The following is a 14,387-nucleotide window of genomic DNA, read 5'->3' as shown; positions in this document are numbered from 1 at the left end:
CTCGAATGAGCGGTGAATTCCGCGTACGGGAACTGGTACTGGGAATCGAAGGGCTCGCGCTGCTGCGCAATGCCGTGGACGGCGACGAGGCGTTCCTGCGCGAGCGGGTGGCGGACATCCGCCGCTTCGTCCTCGACGACTCCGGCGAGGAGAAGCTGCCGGACGGCGGCGCCGCCGTCAGCGAGCTCGGCGCGGCCGAAGGATACGCGGCCTGGTCGGCGGTGTACGACTCCCTGCCGAGCTCGTACATCGAGGTGGAGGAGCCGGTCGTCGGGCGGATCCTGGACGGTCTCGCGCCGGGCGTGGCCCTCGACGCGGCCTGCGGCACGGGCCGCCAGACCCGGGCGCTGGCCGCGCGCGGCCACCGGGTCATCGGGGTGGACCAGTCCCCGCACATGCTGGAGAAGGCGCGCGAGCACACCCCGACCGCGGAGTTCCGCGTCGGACACCTGGAGCGGCTGCCGCTCGACGACGACTCCGTCGATCTCGCCGTCTGTTCGCTCGCCCTGACCCACCTGGCCGAGCTGGATCCGGCGGTCGCGGAGTTGGCGCGCGTGGTGCGGCCGGGCGGCCGGATCGTCGTCACGGACATGCATCCGTTCGTGATCGCCCTCCAGGGGCAGTGCCTCTTCGTGCGCGGCTCGGACGAGCTGGCGTTCGTACGCAACCACGTTCATCTGCCGAGCCGGTATCTGGACGCCTTCGGACGTGCCGGACTGCGCGTGCGCGGCTGCCAGGAGCCGCTGTTCAACGGCCGCCTGGCGCCCGGTGGTTACGAGGAGTTCATCGCCGACGCGGCCCGCGCCGCCTGGGACGGCCTCCCGATCGTGGTGGTCTGGGACGTCGAGGTGCCCGACGGGCGGGGGGCGCGCTGATGGCCCTGGTCCTGGTCCGTCACTCGGAACGGCCCGAGCTGTGGGACCTCATCCCGGAGCGGTTCGCCGGCGTGGTGCCGGAGTACAACCTCCACGGCGACATCAACGGCGACTACTGGAACCGGCTGTTCACGGACTTCCCCGCGTACCAGTTCGTCCTCTACGACGAGGAGCGGCAGGTGATCGCGGGTGCCGGCCGCTCGCTCCCGCGCGGCTGGGACGGCACTGCGGCCGATCTGGGCCCGGGCCTCGACGACTCGATCGCGCGGGCCTTCGCCGACCGGGACGCCGGGCGCGCCCCGGGGGCGCTGTGCGCGCTCGGCATCGAGGTCGCCGAGGACCACCAGGGGCGGGGTCTGTCGAAGGTACTGCTCGACGCGATGACGGAGACCGCGCGCCGCGCCGGCCTCGGGACGGTCCTCGTGCCGGTCCGGCCGACGTGGAAGGAGCGGTATCCGCTGGTACCGATCGAGCGGTACGCGGCGTGGGCGCGGGACGACGGCAGCCCCTTCGACCCGTGGATCCGGACGCAGGTCGGCGCGGGCGGCACGATCGCCGGCGCTTCGGAGCGTTCCTCCCGGATCACGGGCACGGTCGCGGAGTGGGAGAGCTGGACGGGGCTCGCCTTCCCGGAGGACGGGGAGTACGTCTTCCCCGGCGGCCTTGCCCCGCTCCACGTCGACCGGGCCCGCGACCTCGGCGCCTATTGGGAGCCGGGGGTCTGGATCACCCATCGGGCCTGAACCCGTCAGGCCATGTCCGCGCCCGCCCGTACGGCGGTGCGGGCGAGGGCGGTCATCGTACGGACCTCGTCCGGGCCCGCCTCCGGACGACGCTCGGGTGGGAGTCCGGCGGGCCCCGCGGTGGCGAGGGCCGATTCCCGCATCCGGGCGAGGACGCCCGGTGGGAGGGCGCCGCGCGGGGGCCCCAAGCGGTGTGTGGCGCGGGCGGCCTGCCGGCCGAGGAGGAGGCAGTGCGTCCACAGCTCCTCCGCGAACGCCCGGCCGAAGGTACGGGCCACGTCCCCCGCGAGCCCTTCCGGCAGATGCGCGGCACGGGCGGCGTGGACGGCCTCCTCGGTGAGCCCGGTCGCGGGCAGTACCTCACGCCAGCTGTGGTGGCCACGTCCGCCGTCGTAGTCCCGCTCCTGCCCGACGAGCCGGATGTATCCCTCCCCGTACCGCATGTACGGGATCCAGCCCGGCTCCTCCAGGACGGACCCGGAGGCCAGGAGGGGAGCGGCATCCGCTGCGGAGGTGGGGCAGACGGCGACGCGGATGCCCTGAGCGGCGTGGCCGTTGATGCTGCTGGTGCCGATGTGCTCGACGATGTTGGGAACGGCCAGCAACGCCATACGGCCCCGCGCGCGGTCGCGGAAGAATGCCGTGAACAACTCGTCGTCATGCCGTTGGGAGCTCCCCCGGGCGTAGGCGCGGAAGGCGGCGGCGGTCGCGACGGGCAGGCAGACACCGAGCGACGGCGTGAACTCGTCGGGCACGGCCCGGACCCAGGCTGCCCCGGCGAGAGCCGCGAGCCGCGCGGCGGCGCCGTTGCGGGCGTGCCAGTTGGTGTAGAAGACGAGGGCCTCGTCCGGGAAGCGCGCGGCGGCGCTCGCGACGATCTCCACGAGCTCGGCGGGGGCCTCCACGTCGTCCTGGACGACGAGATGATGACTGGCCCCGGGTGCGGCCGCTGCCCACGCGACAAGAGCGGTCCGCAGAGCGGAAGGCGCCCCCTCAGGATCCGGATCGAGAGCGAGACCGCCAAGCCGCAGACGGGCGGCAAGGTCACGCGCCTGAGCGAGACGGACGGGGTGGGTCATGACGGCCGAACTCACGTCGATCTCGGTCACGTTGGTCACCTCGGTCACACAGCGCTCCTCGGCAGGAGTCCTCGCCGGTCATGCTGGCAGAGGGCGGGCGAGCGCGGAGCCGTGCCTGCGGAGTTTGGCCGGATCGCTCATGCCCTCACTCGCGATGCCCTCAGCGGCGGCCGTAGTGGGAACGGGCCGACGGCTCGCCCTCCACGGTGTAGCGGACGGCCTGGTGGTGCTTGCCCCCGGCGCCCGAAGCGTCATCCGGCGCGGGCCGCTCGCGCCGCCGGAGGAGCAGGCCGGCGAGCAAGAGCCAGCCGAGGCCGATCGCGGCGTCGGCGTACACGACGACGGCGAGCGGGAACCGGGCACTGTGCACGGCCACCACCGCGAGCCCGGTGAGCCCCGCCCCGGTCAGGAGCAGCGAGTACCGCACATACCAAGAGCTTCTCCGCACGTCCGCTCCTCCCTCGTAGGGCTTCCGAACAGTGAACGGCAGTACCCCGGTTCCTGTGATGCCTTCTTCAGGCCAGTTTGGACCCGCCACCCCTTGTGCCTGACCGGGATCCGCGCCCTGTCCACCAGCGCCACCCGCATTCGCCGGAGAGTCGTCGATGCCGGGGAACGTCGTCCGCAGCCGGCCGTTCCTCCTGCTCGCACTCGCCTTCATGCTCTCGGCGCTCGCGATGCACGCGGTCGTCGTCAGCCTCGTCCCGCTCCTGCTGGAACGCGACTGCACCACCAGCCAGGCCGCCTGGGCCCTCGGCACGACGGTCCGCACCCACACCTGAGCGGGCCGGCGGCCGGGGAGGGGGCAGAAGCCGCCCTGGGAGCAGACAGCGCATTGCGTACGCCACGGCGTCCGTCGCCGGAGCCCGCCCTGACGGTCGATCCGCGTCAGGCCCCAAGCCGTGTCCGGGCAGTCGTGGCCGACCTCGCCGACCCCCTCGGCGTCTCACGGACCCGGCTGTCAAACCACCTCGCATGCCTGCGCGACTGCGGCCTGGTCGTCACCTTCCCTGACGGCCTCCGCACCCGCTACGAGCTCGCCGACGACCGCCTCGGCCACGCCCTGGACGCCCTGCGCACCGTCGTGGTCGCCGTCGGGACCGACCGCCCGGACACCGACGAGAGGGTCTGCTGCTGACCATGATCGCGGGCATATCCGTATCCCTCGCCCCACCCCGGCCCGGCGCGCTCACCCGCCGGATACGGCGGCTGGTCGCCTCGACAACGGCGCTGGTCGGGATGAGACAGATCGGCGTCAGGATCGGTGGGCCGGGCCACCCGGGACGAGAAGGCTTCCCTGGACACACGTCTCCTACCTGCAGGGCACCCCGAATCCGGGCGCACACCGATCGCGAGTAAGGACCGTCGGCGGCACGGGCACCGCGGTTCGGATGCGGCGGGCCCCACCGCCGCACGGCCGTCACCGACGACGCGCCGCCGTCACCGAGCGCACCGACGGCCGCCCGCGAATCCGGTGCAGGCGCCCCGCCGGGGGTACGAGGGGAATGCTCGGTGAGCACGCTGACAGTTCTCGCCCTCCTCGGCGGCCTACGGTCGGGATTCCGGCCGCGTATGTTCTCCGGTCGGATCGAGAGCCGCTGATCAGGTGACCTGGCGAGGTGGGACGGAGTGTCCGAGGGGGGCGGTGCGAGGCGGCCGGTAGGTTTCGGGCGCGGGGTTCGGGTCGCCTCCCTGACAAGTCGCGGCCAGGGCTTTTCTCTGGAAACACGAAGGGCTGGACTTGTGGGTCCAGCCCTTCGTGTTCGTCCGTGGCGGGGTCGGTCCGGGATGGGAAGCGGGATCTATGGGTGGTCTGGAGCGGTAGGGCTCGGTGCCGGTCTGGATCAGGGTGCGGCGGAAAGGGATCCGGTCGGCGTCCCCCACAGGAGTGGACTCCTCACGGCTGGCGTGCGGCCGACCGGCCGCACGGCCATGCTCCCCTCGGATGTCCCCGTGGGCGGAGGTGGTGTGCGGATGGCGGTGAGCTCCTGCGACGAGTGGAGCGGACTGCGCGAGGTCGTCGTCGGTACGGCGTACGGGGCGATGTTCCCGGCGGAGTCGCGGCGCATGGTCGAGGCGACGATGCCGGCCGAGCACTGGGACGCGTTCCGGCCCGGGCACGCGTTCCCTCCCGGGATCGTGGCCGGCGTCGAGGAGGAACTGCAGGGGCTGGCCGAGTTCCTGGAGGGGCTCGGTTGCCGGGTGCACAGGCCGCGCCGCGTTCCGTGGTCGGCGCTGGGCGGGTACTGCGCTGCGATGCCCCGGGACGCCTTGTTCGTCATGGGCGACCGGGTGATCGAGGCGCCGATGGCGTGGCGGAGCCGTCGGCACGAGCTGCTGGCGTACTGGCCGCTGATGGTGGCCTGGCGGCGGGCGGGCGCCCGTTGGGCGCCGGCCGAGGTGGATTTCGACATCGATCCGGGCACCTCCGATTCGCCGTGCCGGGATTCGTGGGCGGTGGGGGAGGCACGCCCGGCCTGGGACGCCGCCGACTTCCTGCGGTTCGGGCCGGGGCGGTCGTCGGCCAGCTCAGCCATGTCACCAACCGTTCCGGCGTCGAGCACCTGAGGGCCCGTCTCGGGTCGGACGTACGGGTGCACGTCCTGGCCCCCGAAGACCCGCACGCCATGCACATCGACGCCACCCTCTGCCCTCTGCGGGAGGGACTCGCCCTCTACAACCCGGAGCGGCTCCAGCCGTCAGCCCTGGCCGGGACGCCGCTCGACGGATGGGACCTCGTCCCCGCCCCGTGGCCCGACCCCGCGCCAGGTCCTCCGCACTACATGACGAGCCCCTGGCTGAACATGAACCTCCTCGTCATCGACGGACACCAGGTCGTGGTCGAGGCCGGTGACGAGAAGCTCCAGTCGCTCCTGGTCTCCCTCGGGCTGACGCCACTGCCCCTGCCCTTCCGTCATGTCCAGGCCCTCGGCGGGTCCTTCCACTGCGCCACGCTCGACATCCACAGGGACCGGCGCCGTCCGTCCGCGTGATCATCGCCGTACCGTCGGAGAGGCGGTAGGACGGATCGAGCCGGCGAGCCTAGTGTTCGTGCGCGTGGCTCTCTGGCTGCTCAACCACTTCAGCACCTTCACTCTCACCCTGGTCGTCGTCGGCGGGACCGTCGTCCTGGCGGTCGCCGGCAGCCTGTTCGCCCGGCGAAGATTTCCGTCGCTCGCCGACGGGGAGCACAACGACATGGTCGGGGTGACGCTCGGCATGTTCGGTGCCATCTACGGCATCATCCTCGCCTTCGTCATCGTCACGCTGTGGACGCAGCTGGAGTCGACCCAGACCGTGGTTGCCGCAGAGGCCACGGACCTGGCCCTCGTCGCCCGCGACTCGGCGGCCTTCCCGCCGTCCGTCCGTGCCGAGGTGGACACGGCTCTGCGCGGCTACCTTCATGCCGTGGTGGAAGGCCAGTGGCCGCTGATGCGCGAGGGGAAGCCCAGTCATGGCGCGACGGCCGGAAGCCTGCAGGCGGTGTTCGACGTCCTTCAGCGCTACGAGCCCGGCACGGTGAGGGAGGAGGTGTTCTACGCGGAGGCGGCGGACAAGCTCAACGACGTCGCCGCGCAGCGCCGCGCGCGGCTGACGGCGGCGACCCAGCAGCTTCCGCCGCTCCTGCAGATCCTGGCGTTCGGCGGCGCGCTCGTCCTGATCCCGCTCACCTTCCTGTACGGGATGCGCAAGGTGCGGATCCAGCTGCTCTTCGTGGCCTCGGTGGCCGGCCTGATCGGCTTCAGCCTGCTGCTCGTCCTCGTCCTCGACCGGCCCTTCGCCGGCGAACTGAGCGTGAGCCCCGCCCCGTACATGGAAGGAACGCTGGCCCGGTACTGGGAGTGAACCCCAGAGCGGCAGGCAGACGGTCCTTCCGCCACTCCGAAGATGTCTATCGCCCCGGCTGGGCTACGGGATCAGGGTGTTGTCGACTTCGACGACCGTCGTGGCGAAGGGCGGGGCTCCGATCTCCTTCGCCGCAGGGATGAGCGTGTCCTCCAGGAAACGCCGGAAGGCGTCCTCCGACTCCCAGACATCGACGACCTGCCGGCCGCCTGCCTTGCCCGGCGCGCCGATGTGGGCGAGGAGTCCGGCGGGCGGGTTGGCTCGGTCCGGGATCACGCGGTCGACCGTCTGCCGGTAGAGCTCCTGGTTCCAGTCCGCCCCTTGGCTGTGCACCAGAACAGTCATGGCTGAGTGTCTCGATTCCTTCACATGGGAAGGATGTTCCCCTTCTTCCGACGCTACGCCGGTGCCCCGGGGGCGGCGAGCGGCAGGTAGAAGAAGCCGGTGCCGATCCGCGGGTCCCAGCCGGGAATGGGCCGTCCGGGCTTGAGGATCGAGAGGGTCGGTACGCCTCCGACGCCTAGCCGGAAGTGCATGTTCCAGATGCGGCCGTGCTGGATGCCCGGCGGGCAGCGCGCGGGGGCGCACTCGCCGGGCAGGATGGGCAGGGCGTTGGTTTCCTGACCGGGGAAGTCCTCGCCGAGGAGCGGGGGGGGACGGCGATGTTCTGCCACGTGTCGAAGGGGTGGATGTTGCGCTGGTGGACGAACCAGTCGGCGCGCACCACGCACCTCAGTTCCGTCGGCACGCGGGAGTAGTCGTAGGCGCTCGGCCCGTATGCGTACCCCACCAGGGCGTATGGGAAGTCCGGGCCATCCGGACCGATCACGCTCTCTGCCTCGACCGGCCTGCCCTACGCCAGCCGGACCGACGGCGTCATGCACGCCTGCGGTCACAACATGCACGTCACCTGCCTCCTGGGCGCACTGGACCTGCTGGCCGACGGCCGGGCGCACTGGGCGGGCACCGTCACCGCCGTCTTCCAGCCCGCCGAGGAGATCGGCGCCGGGGCCCAGGCCATGGTCGACGACGGTCTCTTCGACCAGACCGGCAAGCCGGACATCGTCCTCGGCCAGCACGTGGGACCGTTCCCGCCGGCACGGTCGGCTGCCATGCGGGCCCCGCGCTCGCCGCCACCGACGCCCTCAAGGTCACACTCCACGGCAAGGGCGCCCACGGCTCACGTCCCGAGGCAGCGATCGACCCGGTGGTGATGGCCGCGTCGACCGTGATGCGGCTCCAGACGATCGTCTCGCGGGAGATCGCGGGCGGCGACACGGCCGTCGGCGCGCTCAACGCCGGGACGAAGGACAACGTCATCCCGGACACCGCCGAGCTGAAGCTCAACATCCGCACGTACAGCGAGGACGTACGCGGCACGGTCCTGGCCGCCGTGCGGCGCATCGTCGAGGGCGAGGCGGCGGTGGCCGGCGCCACCCGAACCCCGGACATCGAACCCATCGACACCTTCCCCGTCCTCGTCAACGACACCGACGCCATGGCCCGGACAACCGCCGCCTTCCGCGAACACTTCGGCGAGCGACAGGTCTTCGACCCAGGACCGGCGACCGGCAGCGAGGACTGCGGCATCCTCGGCACCGCCTCGGGCACCCCGGTCTGCTACTGGTTCTTCGGCGGCACCGACCCCGACACGTATGAGAAGGCGGCCGCGGCCGGGACGACCGCACGCGACATCCCCTCCAACCACTCCCCGCACTTCGCCCCCGTCATCGAACCCACCCTCTCCACCGGCGTCGAAGCGATGACCACCGCCGCCCTCACCTGGCTCTCCGCCGACCCGGAGCGACGCCGATGAACTGGTCCGAAGCGGCGGAGAACAACAAGGTCCTCGGCTTCGCCGACATCGTGCTGCGCAGTGCCGGCCAGGTCATCATCCAGAACAACCCGCTGTCCGGGGCGATCGTCATCGCCGCGCTCTTCGTCGGCTCATGGAGGATCGCCCTGTTCTTCCTGGCGGGCTGCGTCCTCGCGACGCTCGCCGCGTACGTGCTCAAGGCCGAGGAGGGCCTGCTGCGCGCCGGCGGGTTCGGCTTCGCCGGCGGATACGCGGCCATCCTCTTCGGCGGGTTCCGCGAGGCCCATCACGCGGGCTACACCCCCGGTCTGTGGATCGCGCTCGTCTTCGGCGTCCTCTTCACCGTGCCGCTCATCAGCGGCTCCACCTGGCTGCTGACCAAGATCGGCCTGCTGCCGCTGGCCCTGCCGATCATCGTGGTCTTCTGGATCATGGTCGCCGGAGCGCTCTACGACGACCTGCCCAAGCTCGCGGAGGCGCAGATCCCGCAGCTGGTCCCGGCGGCCACGGACACGGCGACCGCGTACACCTGGGGAACCGCCTTCGACAGTCTCGGCAACGGCTTCTCTGGGATGTTCTTCATCACCGAACCCCTGACCGGCTACCTGATGCTGCTGGCCGTCCTGGTCAACTCCCGGATCATGGCCCCATGGCCGTCCTCGCCGCCGGCCTGTCCTTCCTGATCTCCTGGCTCATGGAGTACGACGCCGAGACCGTCGCCGACGGCCTGATCGCCTTCAACCCGATCCTCACCGCGATGGCGCTGGGCGGCTTCCTCCGCCGAAGACGGCGAGGACGCGGGTTCGCCGTCCCGCCCCGGGGCCAGGTAAACCTGGACCGCTTCGCGGCCCGTCCGGTTGCCGGTATCACGAGGCGGACGCGCCGGCTTGGGGGTACGGGACGGGGCTGCCATGTCCTTCGCGCGGGTGGATTCGCGAAGGCGGCCGTACGGGGGGCGCGACGCGTTGCGCTGGACGGGAGTGATCGTTTCCGCAGTGGGAGTGTGTCCGCCGTTTGGCGTCGGCCAGGCGGCGGCGGGCGGCTCAAGCCGCTTCCGTGAGCGGTCCGATGCAGACGGAGGACGTGGCCCGGGCGTTCTCACCCGCGCCTGATGCGGCACGTCCCTTCGCCCCGTCCCCACCCTTTCGGGAGTCCTTCGTGCGTCTGTTCGTCACGGCTGCGGGCTTGACCGCCGCCGCAGCCCTCGCCCTGAGCCCCGTGGTCGCCGGCAGTGCTTCCGCCTCGGCTCCGGAACCGCCCCCGGCTCCGCTGCTCACGTCCTCGGATGCCATTCCGGGCCGCTACATCGTCTCCCTCAGCAAGTCCCTGGACCCGAAGAGGTTCGCCGGGCCCCTGGGAGTGAAACCGACGTTCACCTACACCGACGCGTTCACCGGGTTCGCCGCGGCCCTCACGCCGAAGCAGCTCGAAGCCGTCCGGCAGACCCCTGGTGTGCGGTCCGTGCAGGAGGACGGCTGGGCGAGCGGCCTGCCGTTCTCCGCGGGCAAGAGCCTGCCGCAGGCGCCGGCCACGTCCTGGGGGCTGGACCGGATCGACCAGCGTTCCCTTCCGCTCGATGGCGACTTCACCGCCCACGGCAGCGGTCAGGGCGTGACGGCGTACGTCATCGACACCGGCATCGAGTTCACCCACGGGGACTTCGGGGGCCGCGCCCGGGCGGGCTTCGACGCGATCGGTGACGGCCGTAACGGCGCGGACTGCAACGGACACGGCACACACGTCGCCGGCACCGTCGGCGGCACGACCTTCGGTGTGGCGCGGAAGGTGAACCTGGTCAGCGTCCGGGTCCTCGACTGCACGTCACGAGGGGCGTGGTCGGGGATCATCGCGGGCTTCGACTGGGTGGCGCGCAACGCGCAGCAGCCGGCCGTCGTGAACGCTTCCCTGGGCGGCGACCGGTTGCCAGCGGTCAACGACGCCGCCACAGCGCTGTCCGACCGAGGTGTCCTGCCGATCATCGCAGCGGGCAACAGCAACGTCGACGCCTGCGGGATCTCGCCCGCCTCCGCCGCCCGGGTGCTCACGGTCGGCGCCACGGACCGCTACGACCAGGAGACCAATTTCTCCAACTGGGGCCAGTGTCTCGACATCTACGCCCCGGGCAAGGACATCGTCTCCGCGAGACTGGGAGGCGGGAGCGTCGCGCTCGACGGGACCTCGATGGCCGCCCCGCACGTCGCGGGGGTGGCCGCCCTCTACAAGGCCGAACACCCCAACGCGATGCCGGCCGAGGTCTACGCCTTCCTGACGGGCAAGTCCACGAAGGACGCTCTCGCCAACCTGAGCGGAGCGGGCCCGAACCAGATGCTGTTCACCAACGGACTCTGAGCCGCCTCTGGCGCGTCCGACCCGTCCCGGCAAGAACTCCGGTGCGCTCGTCATCCTCGGGGTACGGGTCTCCCCGCTGACGAATCCGGTCCTGCCGATGCTCGTTCCAGACGGTGGCTTCACACCCTCCGCGTACTTCTGGGTGCTCCTTCGCAGGCACCACAGGGGTTCGGCACACCCGTCGAGTGTCGCCTGGCACCGACCGCGACGCCGGGCGGGGAGGAGCGGCCGGGCCGGACGGCGTCTCCGCGTCCGGCCGGCATGGTCACCTCGATCATTCGGCGGGCCCCGCCGGGAACGTCGTCCGGGGAGCCGAGCCGAGGACGCCCTCGCTCAGCCTGTGCCACTCGTCGCAGGAGCCCACCGCCATCCGCGATCACCGCGAAGGGGCTCTTGTGACTGTCAGGGTCAGGAGGTGGGTGGCGCCGTTGTCCGGGCCGCTGTCTCCGCGGGTGTGGTGCCGTCCGGGGAGACCGCGTCCAGGGCGAGGAGGGCCGCGCCGAGGAGTGGGGGTGCCGTGACGACCTGGGGGGTATGCCTTCGGTGCGATGGCGGCGGCGAGAGCGGTGTCCGGGCCCCGTCCGTCCCAGGCGCGGGCGGCGTGCCAGATCTCCTCGTCGGCGAGTCCGCCGCCTCCGCCCCGGTCACCGGAGAGGCGGCCGATAACGGGGAAGCGGGCGGTACGGCCGTCGGGTGCCATCCCCGCACAGTTGACGCCGGCGCCGCAGACGACGCCGACACCGAGTGGCCCGTCCAGGCCTGCCCGCAGCAGCGCGAGACTGTCGTTGCGAACGTCCACTTCGGCCCCGCGCGTCCAGTCCGCCGTACGCGCCGGATGGCGAACGCGTCCTCCTCGAAGGGGAAGTCGGCGTTGGCGAGACAGGCCGTGACACGGCGGACGCGGATCTCCTCGCCGGCCTCGTCCCGCAGCGTCCGGGTGAGGTGGTCGAGTTCACCGAAGGCGGCCTCCTCCCCGTCATGTTGCGGCCGGAATCCGCCCCCGCGCGCCCGGGCGAGGACCCTGCCGTCCACCGCGACCAGTGCCGCGTCCGTCTTGCTGTTGCCGCCGTCGAAGCCGAGGACGGCGTCCCGGGTCGCTTCCCTCACGCCCACGGCAGGTGCTCCTTGTTGTGGGCGAGGAGGGCGTCGGTGAGGCGGTCGGTACGCCGATCGGCCCACGACCGGCCTGTCCGGGCTCAGGAGCGGGCCGAGTGCGGTGATCGCGATGAGGCGGAGGATGTGCGGCTGGTCGCGGTAGAACGTCCAGCCCGCTCCTCTCCCCTGCATCCGGCGCGCGCAGCACGTGAGCAGAGCGAGCCCTGTGGCGTCGCAGAAGGCGAGGGGGCGGATGTCGAAGGTCAGGGCCCGGGCGTCGCGGGTGAGGGTGTCGAGGTCGGGGCGTAGCCGATGGACGAGGCCGAGGTCGAGTTCGCCACGCAGGACGGCCATGACGTGGCCATCGCCCTGGTGACGGAGGGTGAGATGCGGGTTGGGCTGGAGGACGAGAAGCATGGCCACGATCCGCTGGTGGGTGTCGAGCTGTCCACAGCGTGGCGGAGCGGAGCGACGGTGGGACGTTTCATCGGGGCGGATTTCACCAGATCGGGTGAACATTCAGCCCGGCGTGCGTCTACCGGCGGATGGGTTGCGCGGGAACCGGCGACGCGACGGTGTCCCGTCGGCTGGAGGTGCGGATGACGAGCTCGTAGGGCATGAGGACGGAGTCGGGGTTGAAGGTGCCTTTGCCTTCGATGGCGTCGATGAGGAGCTGGACGACGGCCGTGCCGATCCTGCGGGGCTTGAGCGAGAGCGTCGTGATGGGCGGTTCGGTCGTCGCGTACACGGTGGACTCGCTGCAGCAGACCAGCAGCAGGTCCTCCGGGACGCGCAGCCCGTAGCGGCGCGCGGCCGCGAGGAGGTCGGTTCCGTTGGGGTCGAAGAGGCCGTAGACGGCGTCGGGTCGGTCCGGGCGGGCGAGCAGCCGGTCGGCCGCGACGGCGCCCGCGCACGGATCGTGCGCCGGATAGGCCTCGTAGACGGGGTCCTGGCCGACCCGCTCGCACCAGTTGAGGTACGCGGTGGTCGACAGGCGGGTGTACGTGTCGGTGGTGGTTCCGGTGAGGAGACCGATGCGGCGGGCGCCGGCGTCGGCGAGGTGGTCGAGCAGGTCGAGGACGGCGGCTTCGTGGTCGTTGTCGACCCAGGCGGTGACCGGAAGGGTGCCGGCGGGGCGTCCGTCGGAGACGACGGGGAGGCCCTGCCGGACCAGTTCGGTGACGACGGGGTCGTGGTCGGAGGGGTCGATGACGACGGTGCCGTCGAGGGCGACGTTCGACCAGACGTCATGGCGGGAGGTGGCGGGGAGGATGACCAGGGCGTAGCCCCGCGCGAGCGCCGCCGATGTGGCTGCCCTGGCCATCTCCGCGAAGTACGCGAATTCGGTGAAGGTGAAAGGTTCATCCCCGTACGTGGTCACGGTCAGGCCGATGAGTCCCGACTTGCCCGTACGGAGCGTCCGGGCCGCCGCGGATGGGCGGTAGCCCAGCCGGTCCGCGACCTCGCGGACGTGGCGGCGGGTGGCGTCCGGGAGTCGGCCCTTGCCGTTGAGCGCGTCGGAGACAGTCGTGATGGAGACCCCGGCGGCGGCGGCCACGTCCCGGATACTCGCCCGCGGCGGGCGGGGGCGGCGCTGAGGAGCACTGTTCATAGGACCCCGGAGGATAGGACGGCTCGTCCACTTCACGCCTCGCTCACGATCGGAATTGACTCATCCGGTCAGTGTGTCGGACGGCTCGGCGACGACGGCGAAGGAGCGCGACAGGAAGATCCTCTCGGCCTTCGTGCGCAGTGCCGTGGCGAGAGGTTGCAGTGACCCGCCCCGGGCGGCGGGAACCGACAGCGCCAACGTGCCTATCGCCGAGCCGACCGTGACCGGCACGGCAGCGCACGCGGAACCCAGCGCGTACTCCTGGTACTCCAGCACCGGCAGCCCGCGCGGAAGGCCGTCCAGACGCTCCTCCAGGGCCCTGAGGTCGGGCACCGTGTACGGGGTGAGCGAAGACCACGGGTACCTGGCCAGGTGCTCCGCTCGGCCGCCCGCGTCGAGTTGACGCAATAAGGACTGCCCGGCAGCGTGCGTGTGAGCGGTGGCCCTGAAGTCGGCCCACTCCACGACGGGCGGGGCGGCGGGATTCCCGGAGACGGCGCGGACCGCGATCTCCCCTTCGTCGTACTGCACGAAGTACACGGCGGCACCCAGTTCGTGGCTCAGCTGATCGACCCATCCCTGAATCCCCACGCCGACCTTCTCGTCGGAGGACTCACGCCGACGCAGAGCACGCGTCAACGCGTACACGCCCTTCTCGCTGCGCACCAGCCCCTCGTGAGCGAGAGTCCGCAGCAGGTGATACGTCGTAGGCAGCGGCAACATCACCTCCCGCGCCAGCTGTTTGGCCGGACCCGCTCCCCCGCGGCGCTCCAGCGCGTCGAGCAGCCGAAGCGCGCGCTGGACGGACTGGATGAGGGTCTGTCCCTGGCCCGGTGCAGGGTGAGCGTCGGCCATCAGCGGGTTCCTCTCGGAGGGCGATCACGGTCGGGAGCACGGTGCTCCCGACTGATCATCCAGCCGTCCACTCGCGCGTGAAGGCGTTTTCGGCGGCGCCGTCGGTCCGGGAACCAC

18 protein-coding genes and 1 pseudogene are annotated in these 14,387 nt (G+C 71.5%); 12 read left to right on the top strand and 7 right to left on the bottom strand.

Annotated elements, in window-relative coordinates; genetic code table 11:
• The first annotated feature begins 5 nt into the window (after positions 1-5).
• Both QK442_RS29400 and QK442_RS29395 read left to right on the top strand, forming a co-directional pair.
• The gene (locus tag QK442_RS29400; RefSeq protein ID WP_282697119.1) at positions 6-875 is read left to right on the top strand and encodes a class I SAM-dependent methyltransferase; all 870 of its coding nucleotides are present in this window, start codon (positions 6-8) and stop codon (positions 873-875) included.
• Entirely contained in the window at positions 875-1,618 is a 744-nt protein-coding gene (locus QK442_RS29395) for a GNAT family N-acetyltransferase (RefSeq protein WP_282697118.1), read from the top strand. Before QK442_RS29400 ends, QK442_RS29395 begins: the two co-directional genes overlap by 1 nt.
• Positions 1,619-1,623: 5 nt before the next feature.
• On the opposite strand, the gene QK442_RS29390 is transcribed toward QK442_RS29395, so the two are convergent.
• Together QK442_RS29390 and QK442_RS29385 are read right to left on the bottom strand one after the other, a co-directional pair.
• Positions 1,624-2,745, bottom strand: a complete 1,122-nt coding sequence (locus QK442_RS29390; RefSeq protein ID WP_282697117.1) for a hypothetical protein — start codon at positions 2,743-2,745, stop codon at positions 1,624-1,626.
• Positions 2,746-2,857: 112 nt separating this feature from the next.
• Positions 2,858-3,145 carry a hypothetical protein gene (locus tag QK442_RS29385; RefSeq protein ID WP_282697116.1) on the bottom strand — a complete coding sequence of 96 codons (288 nt, stop codon included), beginning with the start codon at positions 3,143-3,145 and terminating at the stop codon, positions 2,858-2,860.
• 157 nt (positions 3,146-3,302) lie between these two features.
• On the opposite strand from QK442_RS29385, the gene QK442_RS29380 reads away from it, so the two are divergent.
• From QK442_RS29380 to QK442_RS29360, 5 genes and pseudogenes are all read left to right on the top strand, one after another.
• Entirely contained in the window at positions 3,303-3,479 is a 177-nt protein-coding gene (locus tag QK442_RS29380; RefSeq protein ID WP_282697115.1) for a hypothetical protein, read from the top strand.
• Positions 3,480-3,616: 137 nt separating this feature from the next.
• Positions 3,617-3,835, top strand: a pseudogene (locus QK442_RS29375) (helix-turn-helix domain-containing protein); the annotation flags it as partial.
• Between the two features lie 836 nt (positions 3,836-4,671).
• Positions 4,672-5,265 carry a hypothetical protein gene (locus QK442_RS29370; RefSeq protein WP_282697114.1) on the top strand — a complete coding sequence of 198 codons (594 nt, stop codon included), beginning with the start codon at positions 4,672-4,674 and terminating at the stop codon, positions 5,263-5,265.
• Positions 5,266-5,291: 26 nt separating this feature from the next.
• Positions 5,292-5,690: a hypothetical protein gene (locus tag QK442_RS29365; protein WP_282697113.1), complete on the top strand. Its 399-nt coding sequence runs from the start codon at positions 5,292-5,294 to the stop codon at positions 5,688-5,690.
• 64 nt (positions 5,691-5,754) lie between these two features.
• Entirely contained in the window at positions 5,755-6,543 is a 789-nt protein-coding gene (locus tag QK442_RS29360; protein WP_282697155.1) for a DUF4239 domain-containing protein, read from the top strand.
• A gap of 63 nt (positions 6,544-6,606) precedes the next feature.
• Here the strand turns inward: QK442_RS29360 and QK442_RS29355 are convergent, their stop codons facing one another.
• Positions 6,607-6,888, bottom strand: a complete 282-nt coding sequence (locus QK442_RS29355; RefSeq protein WP_282697112.1) for a hypothetical protein — start codon at positions 6,886-6,888, stop codon at positions 6,607-6,609.
• Positions 6,889-6,941: 53 nt separating this feature from the next.
• Positions 6,942-7,217 (bottom strand): hypothetical protein, encoded by a 276-nt coding sequence (locus QK442_RS29350; RefSeq protein WP_282697111.1) that lies wholly within the window; start codon positions 7,215-7,217, stop codon positions 6,942-6,944.
• Positions 7,218-7,442: 225 nt separating this feature from the next.
• On the opposite strand from QK442_RS29350, the gene QK442_RS29345 reads away from it, so the two are divergent.
• From QK442_RS29345 to QK442_RS29325, 5 genes are all read left to right on the top strand, one after another.
• On the top strand, positions 7,443-7,757 hold the full coding sequence (locus QK442_RS29345; RefSeq protein ID WP_282697154.1) for a M20/M25/M40 family metallo-hydrolase: 315 nt from the start codon (positions 7,443-7,445) through the stop codon (positions 7,755-7,757).
• Positions 7,742-8,359, top strand: a complete 618-nt coding sequence (locus QK442_RS29340; protein WP_282697153.1) for a peptidase dimerization domain-containing protein — start codon at positions 7,742-7,744, stop codon at positions 8,357-8,359. The genes QK442_RS29345 and QK442_RS29340 overlap by 16 nt, the downstream gene beginning before the upstream one ends.
• Positions 8,356-9,042, top strand: a complete 687-nt coding sequence (locus tag QK442_RS29335; RefSeq protein ID WP_282697110.1) for an urea transporter — start codon at positions 8,356-8,358, stop codon at positions 9,040-9,042. The genes QK442_RS29340 and QK442_RS29335 overlap by 4 nt, the downstream gene beginning before the upstream one ends.
• Entirely contained in the window at positions 9,009-9,419 is a 411-nt protein-coding gene (locus QK442_RS29330; RefSeq protein WP_282697109.1) for an urea transporter, read from the top strand. The genes QK442_RS29335 and QK442_RS29330 overlap by 34 nt, the downstream gene beginning before the upstream one ends.
• Before the next feature lie 125 nt (positions 9,420-9,544).
• Positions 9,545-10,708 carry a S8 family peptidase gene (locus QK442_RS29325; protein WP_282697108.1) on the top strand — a complete coding sequence of 388 codons (1,164 nt, stop codon included), beginning with the start codon at positions 9,545-9,547 and terminating at the stop codon, positions 10,706-10,708.
• A 408-nt stretch (positions 10,709-11,116) separates the two neighbouring features.
• Here QK442_RS29325 and QK442_RS36425 read toward each other — a convergent pair whose 3' ends face one another.
• The 3 genes from QK442_RS36425 to QK442_RS29305 all read right to left on the bottom strand — a co-directional run bounded on the left by QK442_RS36425 (position 11,117) and on the right by QK442_RS29305 (position 14,270).
• Complete coding sequence (locus QK442_RS36425) at positions 11,117-12,220, bottom strand: STAS domain-containing protein (RefSeq protein WP_349239691.1); 1,104 nt, start codon at positions 12,218-12,220, stop codon at positions 11,117-11,119.
• A 118-nt stretch (positions 12,221-12,338) separates the two neighbouring features.
• The gene (locus tag QK442_RS29310; protein WP_282697107.1) at positions 12,339-13,415 is read right to left on the bottom strand and encodes a LacI family DNA-binding transcriptional regulator; all 1,077 of its coding nucleotides are present in this window, start codon (positions 13,413-13,415) and stop codon (positions 12,339-12,341) included.
• 60 nt (positions 13,416-13,475) lie between these two features.
• Entirely contained in the window at positions 13,476-14,270 is a 795-nt protein-coding gene (locus QK442_RS29305) for a helix-turn-helix domain-containing protein (RefSeq protein ID WP_282697106.1), read from the bottom strand.
• Positions 14,271-14,387 lie beyond the last annotated feature (117 nt).

Origin of the sequence: Streptomyces sp. CC208A (genome assembly GCF_030010625.1) — a bacterium.
Taxonomy (GTDB): Bacteria; Actinomycetota; Actinomycetes; order Streptomycetales; family Streptomycetaceae; genus Streptomyces.
Note: the sequence above shows the minus strand (reverse complement) of the source record. Positions and strands in the feature narration are given on the sequence as shown.

Bases quoted from the DNA above. Each gene is read 5' to 3' on its own strand.
- QK442_RS29400 (WP_282697119.1), top strand. From the start codon at position 6: ATGAGCGGTGAATTCCGCGTACGGGAACTGGTACTGGGAATCGAAGGG.
- QK442_RS29395 (WP_282697118.1), top strand. From the start codon at position 875: ATGGCCCTGGTCCTGGTCCGTCACTCGGAACGGCCCGAGCTGTGGGAC.
- QK442_RS29380 (WP_282697115.1), top strand. From the start codon at position 3,303: ATGCCGGGGAACGTCGTCCGCAGCCGGCCGTTCCTCCTGCTCGCACTC.
- QK442_RS29370 (WP_282697114.1), top strand. From the start codon at position 4,672: ATGGCGGTGAGCTCCTGCGACGAGTGGAGCGGACTGCGCGAGGTCGTC.
- QK442_RS29355 (WP_282697112.1), bottom strand. From the start codon at position 6,888: ATGACTGTTCTGGTGCACAGCCAAGGGGCGGACTGGAACCAGGAGCTC.
- QK442_RS29345 (WP_282697154.1), top strand. From the start codon at position 7,443: ATGCACGTCACCTGCCTCCTGGGCGCACTGGACCTGCTGGCCGACGGC.
- QK442_RS29335 (WP_282697110.1), top strand. From the start codon at position 8,356: ATGAACTGGTCCGAAGCGGCGGAGAACAACAAGGTCCTCGGCTTCGCC.
- QK442_RS29330 (WP_282697109.1), top strand. From the start codon at position 9,009: ATGGCCGTCCTCGCCGCCGGCCTGTCCTTCCTGATCTCCTGGCTCATG.
- QK442_RS36425 (WP_349239691.1), bottom strand. From the start codon at position 12,220: ATGCTTCTCGTCCTCCAGCCCAACCCGCATCTCACCCTCCGTCACCAG.
- QK442_RS29310 (WP_282697107.1), bottom strand. From the start codon at position 13,415: ATGAACAGTGCTCCTCAGCGCCGCCCCCGCCCGCCGCGGGCGAGTATC.
- QK442_RS29305 (WP_282697106.1), bottom strand. From the start codon at position 14,270: ATGGCCGACGCTCACCCTGCACCGGGCCAGGGACAGACCCTCATCCAG.